Source organism: Pseudomonas sp. P5_A2_2, assembly GCF_054177685.1.
This window is the reverse complement of sequence record NZ_JBGCUL010000008.1, coordinates 1-17,285: the sequence shown is the minus strand read 5'-3', so window position 1 is coordinate 17,285 and position 17,285 is coordinate 1. Positions and strand designations below refer to the sequence as shown.

Genomic DNA, 17,285 nt, shown 5'->3' with positions numbered 1-17,285 from the left:
TCCCGAAAGGGGCTTGTGAGACTTTGAGGATCCTGGGCAACCAGCCATCGCAGAGCCAGACAGGTCGATGCAGAGTCGACCTGTTTGAGAAAAACCTATTGTGGCGAGGGAGCTTGCTCCCGCTGGACTGCGCAGCTGTCGCCTTTTGGGGCCGCTAGGCGACCCAGCGGGAGCAAGCTCCCTCGCCACAGGTTATTCATTGCTTACCGGTAATTCTTCAAATTGCCTTGTTACGGCCAGCGCTTGAAAATCAGCGAAGTATTCACCCCGCCAAACGCAAAGTTATTGTTCATCACATACTGGTTGCTCATCTGCCGAAACTCGCCGCGCAGGTAGTCTAGCTTGCCGCAATGGGGGTCGACTTCGTCGAGGTTGAAGGTGTGCACGTAGAGGTCACGGTTCATCATTTCGATGCTGAACCAGGACTCCAGCGCACCGCAGGCGCCGAGGGTGTGGCCGAGGAAGCTTTTCTGCGAGCTGATCGGCATGTGTTCGCCGAACAGGCTGCTGGTGGCCAGGGTTTCGGCGATGTCGCCCTGCTCGGTGGCGGTGCCGTGGCCATTGACGTAGCCGATGTCCGAGGGTTTCAGCCCGGCGTCCTCCAGGGCCAGTTCCATGGCCCGGCGCATGGTGACTTGCTCGGGACGGGTGGTGTGCTGGCCGTCGGCGTTGCTGCCGAAACCGACGATCTCGGCATGGATGTGGGCGCCGCGGGCCAGGGCGTGTTCCAGTTCCTCAAGCACCAGCATGCCGCCGCCTTCGCCGATCACCAGGCCGTCGCGTGCGGAGTCGTAAGGGCGCGGGCTGCGTTGTGGGGTGTCGTTTTTCAGGCTGGTGGCGTAGAGCGCGTCGAAGACCATGGCTTCGGTCGGGCACAGTTCTTCGGCACCACCGGCGAGCATCAGTGGCAGGCGCCCGAACTTGATCGCCTCGTAGGCATAGCCGATGCCCTGGCTGCCGCTGGTGCAGGCGCTGGACGTCGGGATCAGGCGACCGGTGAGGCCGAAGAAGATGCTGATATTGGCTGCCGTGGTGTGCGGCATCATGCGGACGTAGGAGTTGGCGTTCAGCCCCTCGGCCACCGAGTTGAGCAGCATGTTGCCGAACGCCTTGATCTCGTCGGTGCTGCCGGTGGAGGAACCGCAGGCAACGCCCATGCGCCCGTCCTTGATCGATTCGTCGCCCAACAGGCCGGCGTCGGCCAGTGCCAGTTCCGACGCGCCGACGGCCAGCCGTGATACCCGGCCCATGCTGCGCAGTTGCTTGCGGGTCCAGTGGCTCGGCACCTTGAAGTCATCGATGGGGCCAGCCAGGCGCGTGTTGAGCTCGGTAAAACGATCCCACTCGTCCATCCGGCGAATGCCGCTGCGGTTGGCCGCGAAGTTGCCGGCGATGGTCTTCCAGTCGCTGCCCAGTGAGGTGATGCCGGCCATGCCGGTGACGACGACGCGCTTCATCAGCACAGGCCTCCATTGACGGCCAGAACCTGCCGGGTGATGTACGAGGCTTCCGCCGACATCAGGAAATTCACCGCGCCGGCCACCTCTTCAGGAGTGCCCATGCGTTGTGCCGGGATCATTTTCATCAGTTCTTCCACCGGCACGTTTTCGTCGAGCATGGCTGTGTCGATCAGACCGGGTGCGACACAGTTGACGGTGATTTTGCGCTTGCCCAGTTCAATCGCCAATGCCTTGGCCGCGCCGATCAACCCGGCCTTGGAGGCGCTGTAGTTGACCTGGCCACGGTTGCCGATCAGCCCCGACACCGAGGTGATGCAGACAATCCGTCCGGCGGCGCGACGCCGAATCATCGGCATCATCACCGGGTGCAGCACGTTGTAGAAACCGTCGAGGTTGGTGCGCATCACCACATCCCAGTCTTCCTCGCTCAGGGCCGGAAAGGCACCGTCGCGGGTCAGGCCGGCATTGAGTACCACGCCGTAATAGGCGCCGTGGGTTTCCACGTCGGCTTCGAGAATTTCCTTGCAGCGGGCGCGGTCGGACACGTCGAACTGCAGGATGCGCGCACGACGTCCCAAGGCCTCGACTTCACCCTTGACGGCTTCGGCGTCGGCCAGGCCGCTGCGGCAATGCAACACGATGTCGCGCCCGGCCTGGGCCAGGCGCAAGGCGATGGCGCGGCCGATGCCACGGCTGGAACCGGTGACCAGTACGGATTCAGTCATGACTGGACTCCTTCGGGTTCATGGAGATATTGAGCGGCCTGGGGTGGGCGGTACACGTTCAGACGGGCGGTGACGTGAATGCCGGGAGCGTTGATGTGGCACTCGAACACGCCCATGCCGTTATCGTCTTCCAGGGAGCGAATCCCGTGGATGGTCAACTCGGTACCGGCCGGAAAACTTTCAACGTTGCATTCGAATTTGCGGCTGCCGAGCAGGAAGCCCAATTCCACCGCATCACCACGCTGACGCGCATGGCAACCGGCGAAGGCGGCCACGCTCTGGGCCATAAGTTCGATGCCGACCCAGGCCGGCAGGCTGCCGTCGGGGAGGTTGAACAGGCCATCGGGCTTGACGGTCAGGCGGGTGTGAATCTGCTCTTCATCGAACGCCAGGATCCGGTCGATAAGGATCATATCGCCAGCGTGGGGCAGCAGTTCGGCGAGCGGCCAGTCAATCATGGGGCGTCTCCGATAATCAGGCTGACGTTGTTGCCACCGAAGGCAAAGGAGTTGCTCATCAGGTAGCGGGGTGCAATGGACGTCAGGCGAGTGGCCGGGGTCACCCATTGCAGCGGTGGCAGTTCGGGGTCGGGCTGCCCGTCCCAGACGTGCGGCGGCAGGGCGTGCGTGCGATTGTCCGGGCTCAGGCTCAACCAGCAGAACGCTGCCTCCAGCGCCCCGGCTGCACCGAGGGTGTGGCCGGTCATGGGTTTGCTCGACGAACAGGGCACGCCGGCCGGGAACAGCGTCGCCACGGCCTGGCTTTCCATGGCGTCGTTGTGCTGGGTGGCGGTGCCGTGCAGGTTCAGATAAGCGATCTGCTCCGGTTGCAGGTTGGCGCGGCCCAAGGCTTTGCGCATGGCTTGCAGGGCGCCACGCCCGCTCGGTTCCGGAGCGGATATGTGATGCGCATCGGAACTGGCGCCGCTGCCGAGCAAGGCAATCGCTTGGCTGTCGCCTGCACGCTTGGTCATCAGGAACAGCACCGCCGCTTCGCCAATGTTGATGCCATTGCGGTTCACCGAAAACGGATTGCAGCGTTGTTCCGAGACCGCTTCCAGCGCCGAGAAACCGTTGAGGGTCAGCTTGCACAAGGTATCGACACCGCCACACAGCACCGCGTCGCAAATGCCCAGATCCAACAGGCGCTGGGCGCTCATCAAGGCTCGGGCGCTGGAAGTGCAGGCTGTGGAAATGACATAGGCCGGCCCGCTCAATTGCAGCCATTCGGCGAGGAAGTTCGCCGGTGCTCCGAGTTCCTGTTGCTGATAGTCGTAGTCGGAAGGGAACTGCTTTTCTCGCAGGTAATGCGCCAGGCCCTGGCTGGCTTCGTCGATGCCCGAGGTGCTGGTGCCCAGCACGACACCGATGCGGTCGCGGCCGTAGGTCTGGATCGCGCTGTCGATGTCCGGACGGATTTGCAGCGTGGCTTCCAGCAACAACTGATTGTTGCGACTGTGATGGTGCGACATGTCGGCTGGAATGGTTGCCAGTTTGCCTTGGACCGCACCGACCGGCAGCGTGCGTTGCGGCACCCACCCGGCTTGTTCGCGCATGCCGCCGCAGTCGCCGGCAAACAGGTTGCGGGCAACTTCCTGCTTCTCGCGGCCCAACGCGCAGACCAATCCGAGGGCATTGAGGTATGCCGTCATGGCGTTTCACCGCTCAGGGKCGTGACTTGATAGGTCGGACCGTTCGCAAGCTGCAATTCAAAGTTCTGCGGTTGTGCGTAGCGGATGTCCCAGCGCTCGGGCAGGGACCGTTGTTTGCCGTGCTGCCAGGCACCGGGATAGTTGGCCGCCAGTTCATCTTGCGGCGTCAGTGCAAACAGCAGCGCTGCGAAGAGCTCCCGGGCTTGCGGATTGGGCGGCAGGAAACCATCGGACTCCCAGGTTTTGTCGATCAATTTCTGGCGGGCCTGGGGAATGCCCAACAGGTCCATCATCGACCAGCGGATGCCAGGCTCTTCACGCTGGATCACCAGTATCCAGTCCTGGCGTTCGTCGGCCTGCCAGCGCTGGATGTGCAGTTGCAGCGGCAACGGCAGATCCGGATTGTRCTCGGGCAATGGCGCCCGGCTGGTGCAGGCGCTCAGCAGCAGGGTTGCGGCGATTAACAGAAATCGCATAGCACCGATAACCCCTGTAGGAGCGAGCCTGCTCGCGATGGCGGCGATACATTCAGCATAAGTGTTGACTGATCCACCGCTATCGCGAGCAAGTCGAATCGTCGCACCGTCGCTCCCACAGGTTTGGTATTTCAAGCGGTTGGTAATCAACATCACACAGTTCCTTCAAAAGGTTTGTGCGCCACCACATTGACCAGGGTTTCTTCCCGTTGGCCAAAGGGTTTTGGCTTGCACACACCCAATAGTTCGAGCAGGCCGAAATCCTTGGCGCGACTCCACCACAGGTACGGATAAGACACGTTTTTCTCGGTAAATTCGAAACCCTGCTGGCGAATCATTTGCAGATACTGCGCGGCGCTTTTCTGCACGTGCATGGGGTGGCGGAACAACCAGCGGATCACCCAGGTATCAATGTAAGCCTCGGTGGATTCGGCGAACAGCAGATAACCGCCGGGTTTGAGTACACGGTAAAACTCGGCCAGTGCCTGTTCCTGCTCCACCAGATGATGGAAGGTCTGGTGGCAGAACAGCAGGTCGATACTGGCGTCCGGCAGGTTCAGGCTGGCGCAGTCGCCGCCGATCAACTCCACTTCCATGCCCTGGCGGGCCGCTTCTGCGCGGCTCTGTTCCAGGCTGTGGGGATCAGCATCGACGCCCATCAGACGACCGGGCGCAAAGGCCTGGCGCAGCAGCGGGAACGACTTGCCCTGGCCGCAACCGGCATCCAGCAGCACCGGGCTGACAGGCAGCGCTTCGCTGAACAGGTTACGCAAATCGTCGATCGCCAACCGCAGCACATAGTGTTGCCAGATCTGGCTACGCAGGAACCACAAACCGAAACGGGTTTCTTCGACGTATTTGTCGCTCAAGTAGTTCATGACGCAGCCTTCGCACAGAATTCCGAAATCACCTTCAAACGGCGCCTGGCTTCGCTGACGAACGGATTGCGTTGATCCCAGGCGTATCCGGCAAGAATGGAGCTGATCATCCCGCGGATTTCCGGCGAACTACTCTCATGGAAAATCACATCCTGGAAGGTCCCGGCATACCAGCCTTCGACGTAGCAACGGAATGTGTCGACGCCGCGCTTGAGCGGCTCGGCGAACTCGGTTTGCCAGTCGACGGCTTCGCCTTGCAGCTGACGGTGCAAGACCCCGGCGGCCATGCTCGCCGAACGCATGGCGATGGTCACGCCGGAGGAAAACACCGGGTCGAGGAATTCCGCGGCATTGCCCAGCAGCGCGAAGCCCGGGCCGTGCAAGGTTTTGACATTGGCCGAGTAACCGCCAATGGTTCGCGCCTCGGTGTCCCACTGCGCATTTTGCAACACGCTGGCCAGGCTTGGCGTCTCGGCGATAAAGCCGCGCAGGCACTCGTCCAGATTGTCGCTGCGGCCGGCGAAACGTTCCTCGGCGGCGACCACGCCGACCGAGCAGCGCCCGTTGCTGAACGGGATGGTCCAGAACCACACGTCGCGCTGGGTCGGATGAGTGGTGACCAGGATCTTGCTGCGGTCGAAGGCCGGGAGGTCGATACGGTCTTCGACGTGCGTGAACACGGCCTGACGCACCGGGAAGTTCGACGGCGCCTCGAGGTCGAGCAAGCGCGGCAGTACGCGGCCGTAACCACTGGCATCGAGCAGGAAATCGGCTTCGACGCGGTACTCGCTACCGTCTTCGCGGCGCACGCCGAGCTGCGGTTTTCCAGGGGCAATGTCGACGCTGACGATGGTTTCGCCATAGCGGATCTCCACGCCTTGCAGCGCGGCCTGATCGGCCAGCAGCTTATCGAAATCGGCGCGCTGGACCTGAAACGTCGTCGATTTGCCGTGGCTGAACGTATCGCCGAAATCGAACGCGCTGTAACGCTCGCCCCAGGCAAAGGCGGCACCGGTTTTCAGCTGGAAGCCGGCCGCGTTGACGGCGTCGAGCATGCCCGCTTCCTCGACGAAGTCCAGGCAATGGGCCAACAGGCTTTCACCGATGGAAAACCGTGGGAAATGCTGACGCTCGATCATCAGCACATCGTGTCCCTTGCGCTTGAGCAACGCGGCGGCGATGGCACCGGAAGGGCCGGCGCCGATCACCACGACCTGGCGACATTCCATTTCAACGATTGGCATGGGGGCTCCTTGCCGGGACAGCGGTTTTCAGGGGGATTCGGTGCATGCCGGCCAAGGCTGGCAGCAGTGTGGCGATCAGGCCCATCAGCATCAGGGCAAAGTACAGCGGTGGGCTGATGAGTTGCTGTTGCAGCAGCAGGTTGAGAAAAACGATTTCGCTCAAGCCACGAATGTTCAGCAGCACACTTTCGCGCCAGCGGCTGGCGCCCTGGAACGAGGCCCCGGCCCAGCCGAGGCCGAGCCAGTTACCCAGCAGTTTGCTTAGCATCGGCAACAGCAGCAGGGCCGCCAATTGCATCCAGCCGAGGCTGTCGATCGCGTTGTGCACGTTGATCTGCACAATGCCGAACGTGAGGATCAGCGGGATGGCGATGTACGTCTGCAGGCGGCTCATCCACAAGGCCGGCAACGGCAGCACCAGCGGTGCTTTCAACGCGGCCATGATCAACACATAGCCGATGCCGAAAATCAGCGCATTGAGCTTGTAGTGCTCGGCGACGACCAGCAGGGCGAAAAAGCACAGGCTGTAAAGCCATGTCTGGCGCAAACCGAGCAGCCGCAGTAGCACCGGCAGGCAGGCGCCGGCCAGGGGCAGCAACAGGCTGCTCAGGTGCAGGCTGCCTTGGGCGATGCCGAACAGCGTCCAGCAGGCGAGATCGATGAGGATCGCGGTTTGCACCAGTCGCCGGGTGGCGGCGGGCGGGTAATCGATGTGCCGCAGGTACAGGTACAACACCGGAATCGCGGTGATGGCGAACAACAGGCCGACGGCCAGCGAGCTGATCCACGGTTGCGCCGGCAACAACCAGACCGCCGTGGCCAGGCCGCAGGCAAACGGAAGGCAAAAGCTGGGCAGGGCGATTTTCAGGCTTTGGCGATCCAGTTGCAGGTCGATCACATCGCTGAGGATGTAGCCCAGCAACAGGGCAAAGCTCAGGCTGTAGAGGCTCTTCAGCCAGCCCGGCGACACCAGCAGCGCACCGCTCAATTGCCATTGGGGCTCGATCCAGAAATACATCAACAGCGGCAGGCCGAGGGTCGCCAGCAACAACTGGCTGACGATGGGAATCAGGCCGAAATGCCGGCCGACACGGGTCGCCACCGCGAATAATGCCAGCGCCATTGCCCAGAACAGCACGACCATCACGCTGCCCGTTCCACGGCCGCAGCCCCATGTACCTGTCGACCGGCCCAAGGCGCGAGCAGGAAGCTGAAGATCAGGCCCAGGCTTACCGACAATCCGAAATTGCTCACCGCCGGAGTGCTCGACACCGCCAGCAGGCCGAATGACAACCATGTGGTCAATGCCGCCAGCAGGGTGCCCAGCAAGCTCACGGCCGCACCGCCGACCTGTTCGCGCATCAGGATTGCGTAATCGACGCTGATCGCCGTCACCAGCAGCAGGCCGAACAGACTGAACAGGGTCAACGGCTGCCCCAGCCAGCCGAGGCTGGCCAGGCTGCACAACGCCGCCAGCAGGGGTAGGGACACGATACGCAACGCACCGCCGAGGCCGAATGGCAGGATCAGCACCAGCACGATCAGCACGCAGGAGGCGAGTTTCAGTTCTGCGGCACTGATTTGGGTGGCCGCGAAGACGTGGTTCAATTCATCCAGTCGATCTACCAGTGTCACGCCGGGTAAATCCTCACCCTGGAGCCGCAGCAGGGCCGGGTTGTTGATGCCTTGCAGGCTGACCATCGCTGCCACGCCGTCATCGGTCGGCCCCAGCCACAGGGGCCGGTAGGGTTCTGCCAACGGGCCGCTGAGCGCTGCGTCGATGTCCACGGTCGGCAGTGCCTGTAGCTTCGTCAGCTCGGCTTGCAGCGCTTCGGCCGGTATGCCGATGTCGAGCAACGGTTGCCAGAACGACGGCAGTTTGCTCAATGCTGCGCGCACCTGTTGCTGTTCGTTCGGCGGGCTGACCAGTTGATTGAGCGACAGATAACCCTGGAGCTTTTCCAGGCCAATCAATTGATCCAGTCGCTCTCTCAGGGCTGTCTGGCGTTCGAGCAACTGCTGCTGATTGGCGGCACGTATCAGGAAGAACTGGCTGGTGGGTTGATAGCCGGTAATCCGGGCAATGGTCCGGGCTTCGTCGGTCAATTGTTGCGGCGCGCTGATCCACTGGCGGATGTCGTTTTTGCTGCCCAGTTGCAACAGGCCGGCCACGCAAAAGGCGATCAGCAACGCCAGCAAGACAGGTGTTTTCAGCTGTTTGAGCAGGGCTTCACGACAGCCCAGCAAAATCTCGCAAACGCGCAATGGCCATTGCGCCGGGCGCAGGTCTACGCCCTTGAGCAATGCCGGCAGCAGGCACACGGCGGACAAGTAAGCGCCGAGCAAACCGGCGGCAGAGAATGCGGCAATCTGGGTCAGCGCCGGGAAGGGGGTCCAGGCCAGGGCCAGATAACCGATGCCGCTGGTGATCAGGCTCAGGGTCAATCCGGGCAAGGTCATGCGCAGGGCAGGCCAGCTGTGCCAGGGTTTCAGGCTCCAGCTCTTGGACAGGTAGTGCAACGGGTAATCGACCGCGACACCGATCAGGCTCGAGCCCAGCACCAGCGTCATCACGTGCATATGGCCGAACAACGCCACACAGGCCACCGCACCGAAGAGCATCCCGACCAACACCGGCACGAACGCCAGCAAGACGCGCCAGCGCCGGAAAGCCAACAGCAGCAGCAACAAAATCCCCACGGTGGCACCGCCGCCGACCCAGGTCATCTCCCGGGCAGCCTGCTGTTGCCCGCTGGCTGCGTACAACAGGCCGCTGGCGGCGAGCAGTTGCACGTCGTGCCGGGCGGCTTCTTCGCGGCTGTGCTTGAGCAGGTCGGCCACTTGCAGCGGCAGGTTCATGTCGAAGGCGTTGCCGGTGGTGCGTGCGCGCAGCAGGACCCAGCTCTTGCCGTCGGCATCGGCGACCAGGGCGCCGCTGCCGATGTCCAGTTGCACCGAACCACGTTGCGGTTGGCTGTTCTGGATGCGCCCGGTCAGGCCCAGCCAGTCATCCTGGCTCGGCACCAGGCTGTAACCGTTGAACGGGTCGAACAACGCCTGCACCCGTTGCTGGATAAAGGTGTCGGGGTGCTCGATAAGCAGTTGTCGGTCTGCCGCCTGGAGCATCGCCAGGCGACCTTGCAGCAACTGCGTGCGCAGCGCTGGCAAGTCGGCTTGCAGGGTCCACTGGACCTTTTCGAACAGTCCGCTGGCCTGCCATTGCTCGCCGAGGGTCTGCGCCATGGCGACGGCCTGCTGGCGATCGGTGTGGCCGACCAGCACCAGCATTTCGCGGTTCAGCGGTTCCTGCATGCGTTGTTCGGCGCGCAGTTCCAGGGCATCGGGCGCCGTGCCGGGCACCAGTTCCATCAGGTTGGCTGACAGTGGCGCGGCGTCACGCCATTGCCAACCGGCGAGCGCAAGTACTGCCAGCAGCAGGATCAGAAACAGCCGTGGCAACCAGCGTTCACTCGGCAAAGTCATGCTGCTCCGCGTCGCTCAATGGTTGGGTGCTGGTGCTGTCCTGCATGCGCAATAATGTACTGTCGCCCTGGGTTTCGAGCAGTTCGATGCTGTGCACCAGCTCTGCGCCGGCAATGTTGATCTGGTTGAACACCTGCTTGAGCAGCATCGAGCGCGGCAGCAGCGTGAGCTTCCAGTTCTGCGCGTCGCCGCTCAGGGACAACTCGAAATCCCGTTGCAGGCCACTGCTGTCACCTTGCAGCACGGCCAGGAACAAACGGTTCTGCTCGGCACCGGCGCTTTTGCCCGGCAGCATTTGCCAGACAATGCCGTCACGCCGGGCAATGCCTTTGGCGGTGATGCGATAGTCCTGTTGCAGTGGTGTTTTGAGCAGCCACAACAAGCCGTGGTTTTTTGCCAGCACGAACGTGCCCTTGCTGGTCAGCGGCTGGGGCAGGGCGCGCAGGTGTTTTTCCTGGGTGAAACTGCCGTGGATGACATCAGGTTTGGCCAGTTGATCGCTGAGTTGTTGCAGGTCGAAGGCGTTGGCCAGCCCTGGAATGCCTAGTAACACGCAGAACACTGTAGGAGCGAGCCTGCTCGCGAAAAACCTGAGGGCGCCGCGGACTGTCAGGTGCCCAGTGTCATCGTTAACGACCATCGCGAGCAGGCTCGCTCCTACAGGGGAGCGGGAGGGGCAGAAAATCATCGCAGAGCTCTCTCTACGGCGTCGGTGAGCACTTTCGGCGAGGCCAACTGCATCTCGCGGCTGACGAGGTCGACGGCGACCTGTACCGACATGGCCCGGGTCAAACGTTCACCGGTTTGCAGATCGCTGATCAGGTAATTGATCTTCAAGCGGTTCTCCCACTCCACCAGGTTGGCGCGCACGTTGAGTTTCTGGCCGAACACCGCGCCGCGCACGTAGCGCAATTGCAGGTCGATCACCGGCCACGCGTAGCCGGATTCGTTCATCGCCGTGTAGTTGTGGCCGATCCTGTCCAGCAGCGCACAGCGGGCGACTTCCAGGTATTTGACGTAATGGCCGTGCCAGACCACGTGCATGCTGTCGACGTCAAAGAACGGTACGACGATTTCCGTGTCGGTGTGCAGGAATCCCTTGCTACGCATGCAGCCTCCAGTGTTGTTCGGCGATGCGTTGCAGGCACAGGCGTAATTCGCCTTCCAGCGCGCGGTCTTCGATGACCGGCGGGAAGTCCTTGGCCAAGGCTTCATGCATGACGGCCAAAGCGGGTGGCAGGGGTCGTGCATCTTTGGCCTGGCCACGCAGCCAGACACCCTGATTGGCCGCCAGCAGCGTGGCGGCGGCCACCTGTTCGGTGAGCTCCAGAACGCGGATGGCATCGCGGGCGGCGATGGTGCCCATGCTGACCTTGTCCTGGTTGTGGCATTCGGTGGAGCGCGAGAAGACGCTGGCCGGCATGGTGTTCTTCAGCGCTTCGGCGGTCCAGGCACTGGTGCCGATCTGCACCGCCTTGAAGCCGTGGTTGAGCATGGCGCGGTCGGCCGTGGCTCCGGACAGGTTGCTCGGCAAGCCATGGTTGTAGCGCTCATCCACCAGCAGCGCGAGTTGCCGGTCCAGCAGGTCGGCGACGTTGGCCACGAGGTTCTTCAGGCTGTCCATGGCGAACGCGATGTGCCCGCCGTAGAAGTGCCCGCCGTGTAGCACGCGCTCGGCCTCGGCGTCGATGATCGGGTTGTCGTTGGCGCTATTGAGCTCGATCTCGATGAACGAGCGCAGCCAGTTCAGGCTGTCGGCCAGCACGCCCAGCACATGGGGCGCGCAGCGCAGGGAATAGCGGTCTTGCAGGCGATGCAGTGGCGCGGTCGGCGCGTCGATGGCCAGATCCTGGCGCAACCACGCAGCGACCTGCATCTGCCCCGGATGCGGCTTGGCGGCGAACAGGCGCTCGTCGAAGTGCTCCGGGTTGCCTTGCAGGGCGACCACGTTCAGCGCGGTGATGCGCGTGGCCAGTTGCAGCAGGTAATCGGCGCGGGCGTAGGCCAGGCAGGCCAGACCGGTCATCACAGCGGTGCCGTTCATCAGCGCCAGGGCTTCTTTTGGACGCAACACCAGAGGCTGCCAGCCGAGTTCGCGGTGCACATCGGCGGCCTGCCGGCGCTCGCCTCGGAACATCACCTTGCGTTCGCCGGACAGCGTGGCGGCAACGTACGACAGCGGCGTCAGGTCACCGCTGGCGCCCACCGAGCCTTCTTCCGGAATCAGCGGCAGGATGTCGTGTTCAAGGAACGCCTGCAGGCGCTCCAGCAGCTCCACGCGCACCCCGGACACACCGTGGCACAACGACTGTAAGCGCGCCGCCAGTACCGCGCGGGTGGCCTGGGCGTCGAGCAGTTTGCCCAGGCCACAGCCGTGGAAGGTGTACAGATGACGGGGCAGCGCCTCGACGTGATGCAGTGGCACCGCGACCACGCAAGAGTCGCCATAACCGGTGGTCACGCCGTAGATCACGCCTTCCTTGTCCAGCAGCGAGTCCAGAAAACGCGCGCCCTTGGCGATGCGCTCGCGGTAGGCGGGATCGCTTTGCAACTGCGTCGGCACCTTGCGGTTGGCCAGGGCCAGCACGTCTTCAATGCGCAAAGGGCGTTCGCCGAAGGTTACCGGCTCAAGCGTTGGCGTCGTCATCGGTCTTCCAGAAAGGGTAAAAGTTGAACCATTGTTGGGGCGCTTCGAGGCAATAGTGACCCAAGCGTTCGGCGTAGCGGGAGGCCCACTGATGAATGACCTGCTCGCGGTCGCTGCGCTTCCAGGTGATTGCCTCAGCGAACGGCTCAATGGTCAGTCGATAATCGCCGTCGGGCTTTTTCAGGCACAGCAGCAGGTTGACCGGGCATTTCAACAGGCCGGCCAGCAGCCACGGGCCCTGGGGGAACCTGGCCGGATGACCGAGGAAGTCCACGGTCGCGCAGCGTCCGCCATGCAGCGGCACGCGGTCGCCAGCAATTGCCAGCCACTCGCCGCGTTCCAGGCGCTCGCTCAGTTGCAGCATGATCCCGGGGTCCAGTTCGCTGACCTGAATCAGGCGCAAATTGGTCGCCCCGGCCTCACCCAGCAAACGGTTGAACTGTTCAGCGTGCTTGGTGTGGACCAGCACGTTCATCGTGACCTTCTCGCCGATTTCCGCCAGTGCGCGGCAGACTTCCAGATTGCCCAGGTGCGCGCCCACCAGCATCTGCCCGCGGGCACCACGCAACTGGTCACGCAGCAGCGCCGGGTCGATGATTTCGATTTGTTCGATGCTCAACTTGCCGTTCCATACGTCGAGTTTGTCGAGCATGGAATCAGCGAAGGCCATGAACTGGCCGAATACGCGCCAATGGCTCGGACGCAATTCGCTGCGACCGCTCCAGTCAGTCAGGCGTTGCTGGTATTGCCAGGCACTGTGTCGGGCGCTGCGACCGAACAGGAAAAAGTACAGGACGATGCCGTACAACACTGGGCTCAGTACTCGACGGCCCAGCACTTTGGCGCCGAACGCGGTGAGTTTCATCAGCCAGAAACTGCCCCGTTCTTCGCGGTCGGCCCAGTGTTGCTTGTCTGCGCTCATGCCCGCCACCGTCGCCAGAGGATCACTGGCGCCCGCAGCAACATGCCGAAGAACAGCCGCGTGTGCATGCTGGAAATCAGCACGTTGTCGTGGAACATCCGAAAATGCGAAACGCCGTCCAGCGGGTAGTGGACTTTGGTTTGCAGCCATTGCATCGGCTGATTGCGCCAGGCCAGGCGCACCAGGATGTCCGAGTCGAAGTCCATGCGCTTGCCGATTTTCGCTGACTCGATCAACGCCAGGACTGGCGGTAACGGGTAAACCCGGAATCCGCACATGGAGTCGCGAATCTGCAACGACAAGGTGTTGATCCAGACCATGACGTGGGTCAGGTAGCGTGCATACAAACGGCCTTTCGGCACGCTGGCGTCATATAGCGGATAACCGCAAATCACCGCTTGTGGGTGACGGCGTGATTGTTCGATGAAGCGTTTGATGTCCTGCAAATCGTGCTGGCCATCGGCATCCACCTGCAAGGCATGGCTGAAACCCAGACGCGAAGCTTCGCGCAAGCCGGTCATGACCGCACCACCCTTTCCCTGGTTTTCGGCGAGGCGAATCAGGTAAACCATTTCACGCTGGGCCAGGCGATCCAGCACCCGGGCGCAGCGCGGGCTGCTGGCATCGTCCACCAGAATGCACGGCAGATGGCTGGCGATCAGGGCGTCGACCACTGTGGTGATCGCGTCTTCGTGGTTGTACACCGGGACGATGGCGCAGGGGCTATGCATGTTGGTGTGCACCTGAAAGACCGAGGTGTCTGCATCGCGAGCAAGCTCGCTCCCACAAGGGGGCTGTGTCGTTCACAAATCCAGTGTGGGAGCGGCGGTGCGACGATTCGACCTGCTCGCGATTGAGTGCGCAGCACTCACCCAGCTTATGCATTTGCAGCCTCCAGCAAGATCCGCCCGCTGGAGCAAGTGGCGGTTTCGTTGCGATAGGCGAAATACAGTTTGCCGCGCACCGGGTCAAAGCGCAGGTGCAGCTGGATTTCATCGCCCGGGCGCACCAGTTGCTGGAACTTCAAGACTTCCATGCCGGCGAATTTTTTCGGCAGGTTCATCAGTTGCTGGCCCAGACTCAGCGCCCAGTCCACCTGCACCACGCCAGGCAACACCGGCGCCGTGGGGAAATGACCGCTGAAATAGGCCAGGTCCGGTGGCACGGCCAGTTGCAGGCTCCACTCGCCATTGGTTTCGACTTGCTCCAAGACCTCCGGGGCTTTGGAGCGCGGCGCCAGCAGCAGGGCATCGACGTCGGCCTGGGGCAGTTTGCCTTGAGTGTTCAGCGGCAGTTGTCGTAGCAGGCGCCAGCGTCTTGGCAGGGCCAGGGCTTCGCAGTGTTGGCTCAGGTGTTGGCGCAATTGCTCGGTAAGACTGCGTCGGCCCTGATTGCGCAGCACATGCAAGCCGGCCTCGTTCAGCACCAGCAATGCCCCCAGGGAGGCGCGGTTTTCCTGAACGACGCCGAGCCGCGCTTCGACAACCCATTCATGGGCTGTCAGCGCCTGTTCCAGCATCGGTAGCGAGATGCGTTTTTCTTCCAGTTTGACGATCCGGTCCAGTCGCCCGAGCAATTCGAAGCGACCATCGGCGGTGATGCGCGCTGAGTCGGCAGTTTGTTCAACATGGCCGTCAGGCAAGTAGGGCGAAGCGATCAACAGCGCGCCATCACTGTCTTGAGTCAGCGTGACATCGGCAAAGGGCCGCCAGAGTTCATCGCCCTGACGCCAGGCGATGCCGCCGGTTTCCGAACTGCCGAAAATTTCCGCTGGCCATTGCCCCAGACGCTCATGCAGGCGCTGTGCGGCCTCGACCGGCAATGCACCGCCGGAGGAAAAAACCCGGCGTACGGAGCTCAACGCAGGCCAGTCGAGGTTGTCGCCCATGCGTTTGAGCAGCGCCGGGCTGGCCACCCAGGCGAAGGCCGGGCATTCGCGGCTGGCGCGTTGCAGGTCTTCCGGAAAGGCCAACTGTCGACGCACGAACGGGCGTCCGGCGCATAGCGGCCACAGCACCCGAAACAGCAGACCGTAGATGTGCTGGGTGGCGACGCTGCCGATGATGCACGCCGGGCCCAGATCAGCGCCCCACAGCTGTTCCAGGGCTTCGACTTCATTGGCCAGTTGGCGCAGGTTTTTTTCGATGCGCTTGGGCTCGCCACTGGAGCCCGACGTGCACAGGCTGAGTTGACAGTGATCCGGATCCAGCACAGCGGTACTGAGCGGAGGCTGTTGGAAATTGCCAAGGTGTTCATCGTCGGGCTGATCGGTCAGCCAGAGATCAACTTCACCTGACCAGCGTTGGCGAGTCTGCGGTTGCAGGTCAGACGGCAGCAGCACACTGACCCCGGCACGCCAGGCGCCGAACAGGGCAATCGCCAGATCGGCGGCATCCTCAAGGTGCACGGCCATCTGCCGTACATTCCGGGCTTGCAGGCCGGCAGCCAGGCGCAGCGCCTGTTCGCACAGTTGGGCGTGATCCAGTGCCGGAGCGGTCGTTACGGCGCGCACCGGCTGAGCCTTGAGCAGCATGTGCTCAAGTTTTATCCAATTCATGGGCGGCCTCGTACCCTTTGTCGTATGAGCCATTCAATGGCAAACATCAGGCCTATCAATCCGTAGGAAATCAGGCCGGTGTACAGCGTCCACCAGCTCAGCGGCGCCCAGAGGGTCAGGGCGGCGGCGCACACACCGTTGCAAAGAAAAAAAACGCTCCAGGCGATGGTCACCTGACGGGTATAGCGAATGCCCTCGGCCGGCAATTGCGGCTCGCGTACCCGGGCCAGGCGTTCAACGATCGGCGGGCCGAATGTCAGGCTCGATCCGAACAGCACCAGCATGAAGCTGCTGATCAACACCGGATACCAGCGCAACAGCGCCGGGCTGTCGAACAGTGCCAGCAACAGACAGAACACAATGGCCACCGTGGCCATCCACAGGCTGCCAGGCCGTCGTGTGCCGGTCAGCGCCCGGGCCAGCCACAGTCCGCCCAGCAGCAGCCCGAACTGCCACGGGGCGAAATGCTCCATGCCGAAATACACCGCAAAGGGATACAAAAGACCCGCCAGCAGCAGGCCGAGGCCAATCAGTCGATTCATGCGGCCGGTTGAACCAGACGGTAGACCGCCTCGACCACGTCACTGACGGTTCGCACCGATTTGAATTCTTCGGCGGCGATTTTCTTGCCGGTCTGGCGTTTGATGTGATCAATCAGGTCGACCGCGTCGATGCTGTCGATTTCCAGGTCCTGATACAGGTTGGATTCCAGGCTCACACGCTCGGGGTCCAGTTCGAAGAGCTCGACCAGGGCATCGCGCAGGGTGTTGAAAATGTCGTCACGAGTTTGCATGGTCCGGTCTCAAGCTGCCTGTTTTGCGGTGACGAACGCCGCAAGGCTCGCCACGTTACTGAAGTGATTACGTGTGTCCTTGGCATCGGCGTCGATTTTGATGCCGTACTTTTTCTGGATGGCCAGGCCCAGTTCCAGGGCGTCCACCGAGTCCAGGCCCAGGCCTTCGCCGAACAGCGTCTGCTCGTTGCCGATGTCTTCGGCGCTGATGTCTTCGAGGCCGAGGGCTTCGATGATCAGTTCTTTGATTTCCAGCACCAGGCTATGGGTGTACAGATCGCTCATCTTCGGCGAGCTCCTTGATGAAGTAAGAATGCAAATAATCGTTGAGCTTGCGCGAGGCTTGCGGAGCCGGCCCCAGCGTGGCGAAGGTCTGTGGGTCTATATCGGCCCCAACCCGAAAACTGAAGTGCACGCGCCGCTTGGGGATGCGATACCAGGGCTCGGCC

18 protein-coding genes and 1 pseudogene are annotated in these 17,285 nt (G+C 62.4%); all 19 read right to left on the bottom strand.

The window, feature by feature from the left end:
• Window positions 1-230: 230 nt before the first annotated feature.
• Complete coding sequence (locus ACXRVY_RS02415; RefSeq protein ID WP_457265692.1) at window positions 231-1,457, bottom strand: beta-ketoacyl-ACP synthase; 1,227 nt, start codon at window positions 1,455-1,457, stop codon at window positions 231-233.
• A complete protein-coding gene (fabG, locus tag ACXRVY_RS02410) occupies window positions 1,457-2,185 on the bottom strand; it encodes a 3-oxoacyl-ACP reductase FabG (protein WP_457265691.1) in 729 nt (242 codons plus the stop codon). The genes ACXRVY_RS02415 and fabG overlap by 1 nt, the downstream gene beginning before the upstream one ends.
• On the bottom strand, window positions 2,182-2,643 hold the full coding sequence (locus ACXRVY_RS02405) for a hotdog family protein (protein WP_457265690.1): 462 nt from the start codon (window positions 2,641-2,643) through the stop codon (window positions 2,182-2,184). The genes fabG and ACXRVY_RS02405 overlap by 4 nt, the downstream gene beginning before the upstream one ends.
• Entirely contained in the window at window positions 2,640-3,836 is a 1,197-nt protein-coding gene (locus tag ACXRVY_RS02400; RefSeq protein ID WP_457265689.1) for a beta-ketoacyl-[acyl-carrier-protein] synthase family protein, read from the bottom strand. The genes ACXRVY_RS02405 and ACXRVY_RS02400 overlap by 4 nt, the downstream gene beginning before the upstream one ends.
• On the bottom strand, window positions 3,833-4,465 hold the full coding sequence (locus ACXRVY_RS02395; RefSeq protein ID WP_458236993.1) for a hypothetical protein: 633 nt from the start codon (window positions 4,463-4,465) through the stop codon (window positions 3,833-3,835). The genes ACXRVY_RS02400 and ACXRVY_RS02395 overlap by 4 nt, the downstream gene beginning before the upstream one ends.
• The gene (locus ACXRVY_RS02390) at window positions 4,465-5,190 is read right to left on the bottom strand and encodes a class I SAM-dependent methyltransferase (RefSeq protein ID WP_457265687.1); all 726 of its coding nucleotides are present in this window, start codon (window positions 5,188-5,190) and stop codon (window positions 4,465-4,467) included. The genes ACXRVY_RS02395 and ACXRVY_RS02390 overlap by 1 nt, the downstream gene beginning before the upstream one ends.
• Entirely contained in the window at window positions 5,187-6,434 is a 1,248-nt protein-coding gene (locus tag ACXRVY_RS02385; protein WP_457265686.1) for an NAD(P)/FAD-dependent oxidoreductase, read from the bottom strand. Before ACXRVY_RS02385 ends, ACXRVY_RS02390 begins: the two co-directional genes overlap by 4 nt.
• Complete coding sequence (locus tag ACXRVY_RS02380) at window positions 6,421-7,578, bottom strand: sodium:proton antiporter (RefSeq protein ID WP_223457905.1); 1,158 nt, start codon at window positions 7,576-7,578, stop codon at window positions 6,421-6,423. The genes ACXRVY_RS02385 and ACXRVY_RS02380 overlap by 14 nt, the downstream gene beginning before the upstream one ends.
• Window positions 7,578-9,917 carry an MMPL family transporter gene (locus ACXRVY_RS02375; protein ID WP_223457732.1) on the bottom strand — a complete coding sequence of 780 codons (2,340 nt, stop codon included), beginning with the start codon at window positions 9,915-9,917 and terminating at the stop codon, window positions 7,578-7,580. The genes ACXRVY_RS02380 and ACXRVY_RS02375 overlap by 1 nt, the downstream gene beginning before the upstream one ends.
• Complete coding sequence (locus tag ACXRVY_RS02370) at window positions 9,901-10,605, bottom strand: outer membrane lipoprotein carrier protein LolA (RefSeq protein ID WP_223457729.1); 705 nt, start codon at window positions 10,603-10,605, stop codon at window positions 9,901-9,903. The genes ACXRVY_RS02375 and ACXRVY_RS02370 overlap by 17 nt, the downstream gene beginning before the upstream one ends.
• Window positions 10,602-11,027 carry an acyl-CoA thioesterase gene (locus ACXRVY_RS02365; protein WP_223457727.1) on the bottom strand — a complete coding sequence of 142 codons (426 nt, stop codon included), beginning with the start codon at window positions 11,025-11,027 and terminating at the stop codon, window positions 10,602-10,604. Before ACXRVY_RS02365 ends, ACXRVY_RS02370 begins: the two co-directional genes overlap by 4 nt.
• A complete protein-coding gene (locus tag ACXRVY_RS02360) occupies window positions 11,020-12,564 on the bottom strand; it encodes an HAL/PAL/TAL family ammonia-lyase (protein WP_457265685.1) in 1,545 nt (514 codons plus the stop codon). The genes ACXRVY_RS02365 and ACXRVY_RS02360 overlap by 8 nt, the downstream gene beginning before the upstream one ends.
• A complete protein-coding gene (locus ACXRVY_RS02355; RefSeq protein ID WP_223457723.1) occupies window positions 12,545-13,486 on the bottom strand; it encodes an LpxL/LpxP family acyltransferase in 942 nt (313 codons plus the stop codon). The genes ACXRVY_RS02360 and ACXRVY_RS02355 overlap by 20 nt, the downstream gene beginning before the upstream one ends.
• Window positions 13,483-14,217 carry a glycosyltransferase family 2 protein gene (locus ACXRVY_RS02350; RefSeq protein WP_223457721.1) on the bottom strand — a complete coding sequence of 245 codons (735 nt, stop codon included), beginning with the start codon at window positions 14,215-14,217 and terminating at the stop codon, window positions 13,483-13,485. Before ACXRVY_RS02350 ends, ACXRVY_RS02355 begins: the two co-directional genes overlap by 4 nt.
• 146 nt (window positions 14,218-14,363) lie before the next feature.
• Window positions 14,364-16,043: an acyl-CoA synthetase family protein gene (locus ACXRVY_RS02345; protein WP_223457719.1), complete on the bottom strand. Its 1,680-nt coding sequence runs from the start codon at window positions 16,041-16,043 to the stop codon at window positions 14,364-14,366.
• Entirely contained in the window at window positions 16,040-16,585 is a 546-nt protein-coding gene (locus ACXRVY_RS02340; RefSeq protein WP_108216270.1) for a COG4648 family protein, read from the bottom strand. Before ACXRVY_RS02340 ends, ACXRVY_RS02345 begins: the two co-directional genes overlap by 4 nt.
• Window positions 16,582-16,836, bottom strand: a complete 255-nt coding sequence (locus ACXRVY_RS02335; protein ID WP_007992314.1) for an acyl carrier protein — start codon at window positions 16,834-16,836, stop codon at window positions 16,582-16,584. Before ACXRVY_RS02335 ends, ACXRVY_RS02340 begins: the two co-directional genes overlap by 4 nt.
• 9 nt (window positions 16,837-16,845) lie before the next feature.
• Window positions 16,846-17,121 carry a phosphopantetheine-binding protein gene (locus ACXRVY_RS02330; RefSeq protein WP_223457717.1) on the bottom strand — a complete coding sequence of 92 codons (276 nt, stop codon included), beginning with the start codon at window positions 17,119-17,121 and terminating at the stop codon, window positions 16,846-16,848.
• A pseudogene (locus ACXRVY_RS02325) lies at window positions 17,099-17,285 on the bottom strand (1-acyl-sn-glycerol-3-phosphate acyltransferase); the annotation flags it as partial. The gene ACXRVY_RS02330 and the pseudogene ACXRVY_RS02325, both read right to left, overlap by 23 nt.

Excerpts from the sequence above, each read along its gene's own strand:
- ACXRVY_RS02415 (WP_457265692.1), bottom strand. The coding sequence starts at position 1,457 with ATGAAGCGCGTCGTCGTCACCGGCATGGCCGGCATCACCTCACTGGGC.
- fabG (WP_457265691.1), bottom strand. The coding sequence starts at position 2,185 with ATGACTGAATCCGTACTGGTCACCGGTTCCAGCCGTGGCATCGGCCGC.
- ACXRVY_RS02405 (WP_457265690.1), bottom strand. The coding sequence starts at position 2,643 with ATGATTGACTGGCCGCTCGCCGAACTGCTGCCCCACGCTGGCGATATG.
- ACXRVY_RS02400 (WP_457265689.1), bottom strand. The coding sequence starts at position 3,836 with ATGACGGCATACCTCAATGCCCTCGGATTGGTCTGCGCGTTGGGCCGC.
- ACXRVY_RS02390 (WP_457265687.1), bottom strand. The coding sequence starts at position 5,190 with ATGAACTACTTGAGCGACAAATACGTCGAAGAAACCCGTTTCGGTTTG.
- ACXRVY_RS02385 (WP_457265686.1), bottom strand. The coding sequence starts at position 6,434 with ATGCCAATCGTTGAAATGGAATGTCGCCAGGTCGTGGTGATCGGCGCC.
- ACXRVY_RS02380 (WP_223457905.1), bottom strand. The coding sequence starts at position 7,578 with ATGGTCGTGCTGTTCTGGGCAATGGCGCTGGCATTATTCGCGGTGGCG.
- ACXRVY_RS02375 (WP_223457732.1), bottom strand. The coding sequence starts at position 9,917 with ATGACTTTGCCGAGTGAACGCTGGTTGCCACGGCTGTTTCTGATCCTG.
- ACXRVY_RS02370 (WP_223457729.1), bottom strand. The coding sequence starts at position 10,605 with ATGATTTTCTGCCCCTCCCGCTCCCCTGTAGGAGCGAGCCTGCTCGCG.
- ACXRVY_RS02365 (WP_223457727.1), bottom strand. The coding sequence starts at position 11,027 with ATGCGTAGCAAGGGATTCCTGCACACCGACACGGAAATCGTCGTACCG.
- ACXRVY_RS02360 (WP_457265685.1), bottom strand. The coding sequence starts at position 12,564 with ATGACGACGCCAACGCTTGAGCCGGTAACCTTCGGCGAACGCCCTTTG.
- ACXRVY_RS02355 (WP_223457723.1), bottom strand. The coding sequence starts at position 13,486 with ATGAGCGCAGACAAGCAACACTGGGCCGACCGCGAAGAACGGGGCAGT.
- ACXRVY_RS02350 (WP_223457721.1), bottom strand. The coding sequence starts at position 14,217 with ATGCATAGCCCCTGCGCCATCGTCCCGGTGTACAACCACGAAGACGCG.
- ACXRVY_RS02345 (WP_223457719.1), bottom strand. The coding sequence starts at position 16,043 with ATGAATTGGATAAAACTTGAGCACATGCTGCTCAAGGCTCAGCCGGTG.
- ACXRVY_RS02340 (WP_108216270.1), bottom strand. The coding sequence starts at position 16,585 with ATGAATCGACTGATTGGCCTCGGCCTGCTGCTGGCGGGTCTTTTGTAT.
- ACXRVY_RS02335 (WP_007992314.1), bottom strand. The coding sequence starts at position 16,836 with ATGCAAACTCGTGACGACATTTTCAACACCCTGCGCGATGCCCTGGTC.
- ACXRVY_RS02330 (WP_223457717.1), bottom strand. The coding sequence starts at position 17,121 with ATGAGCGATCTGTACACCCATAGCCTGGTGCTGGAAATCAAAGAACTG.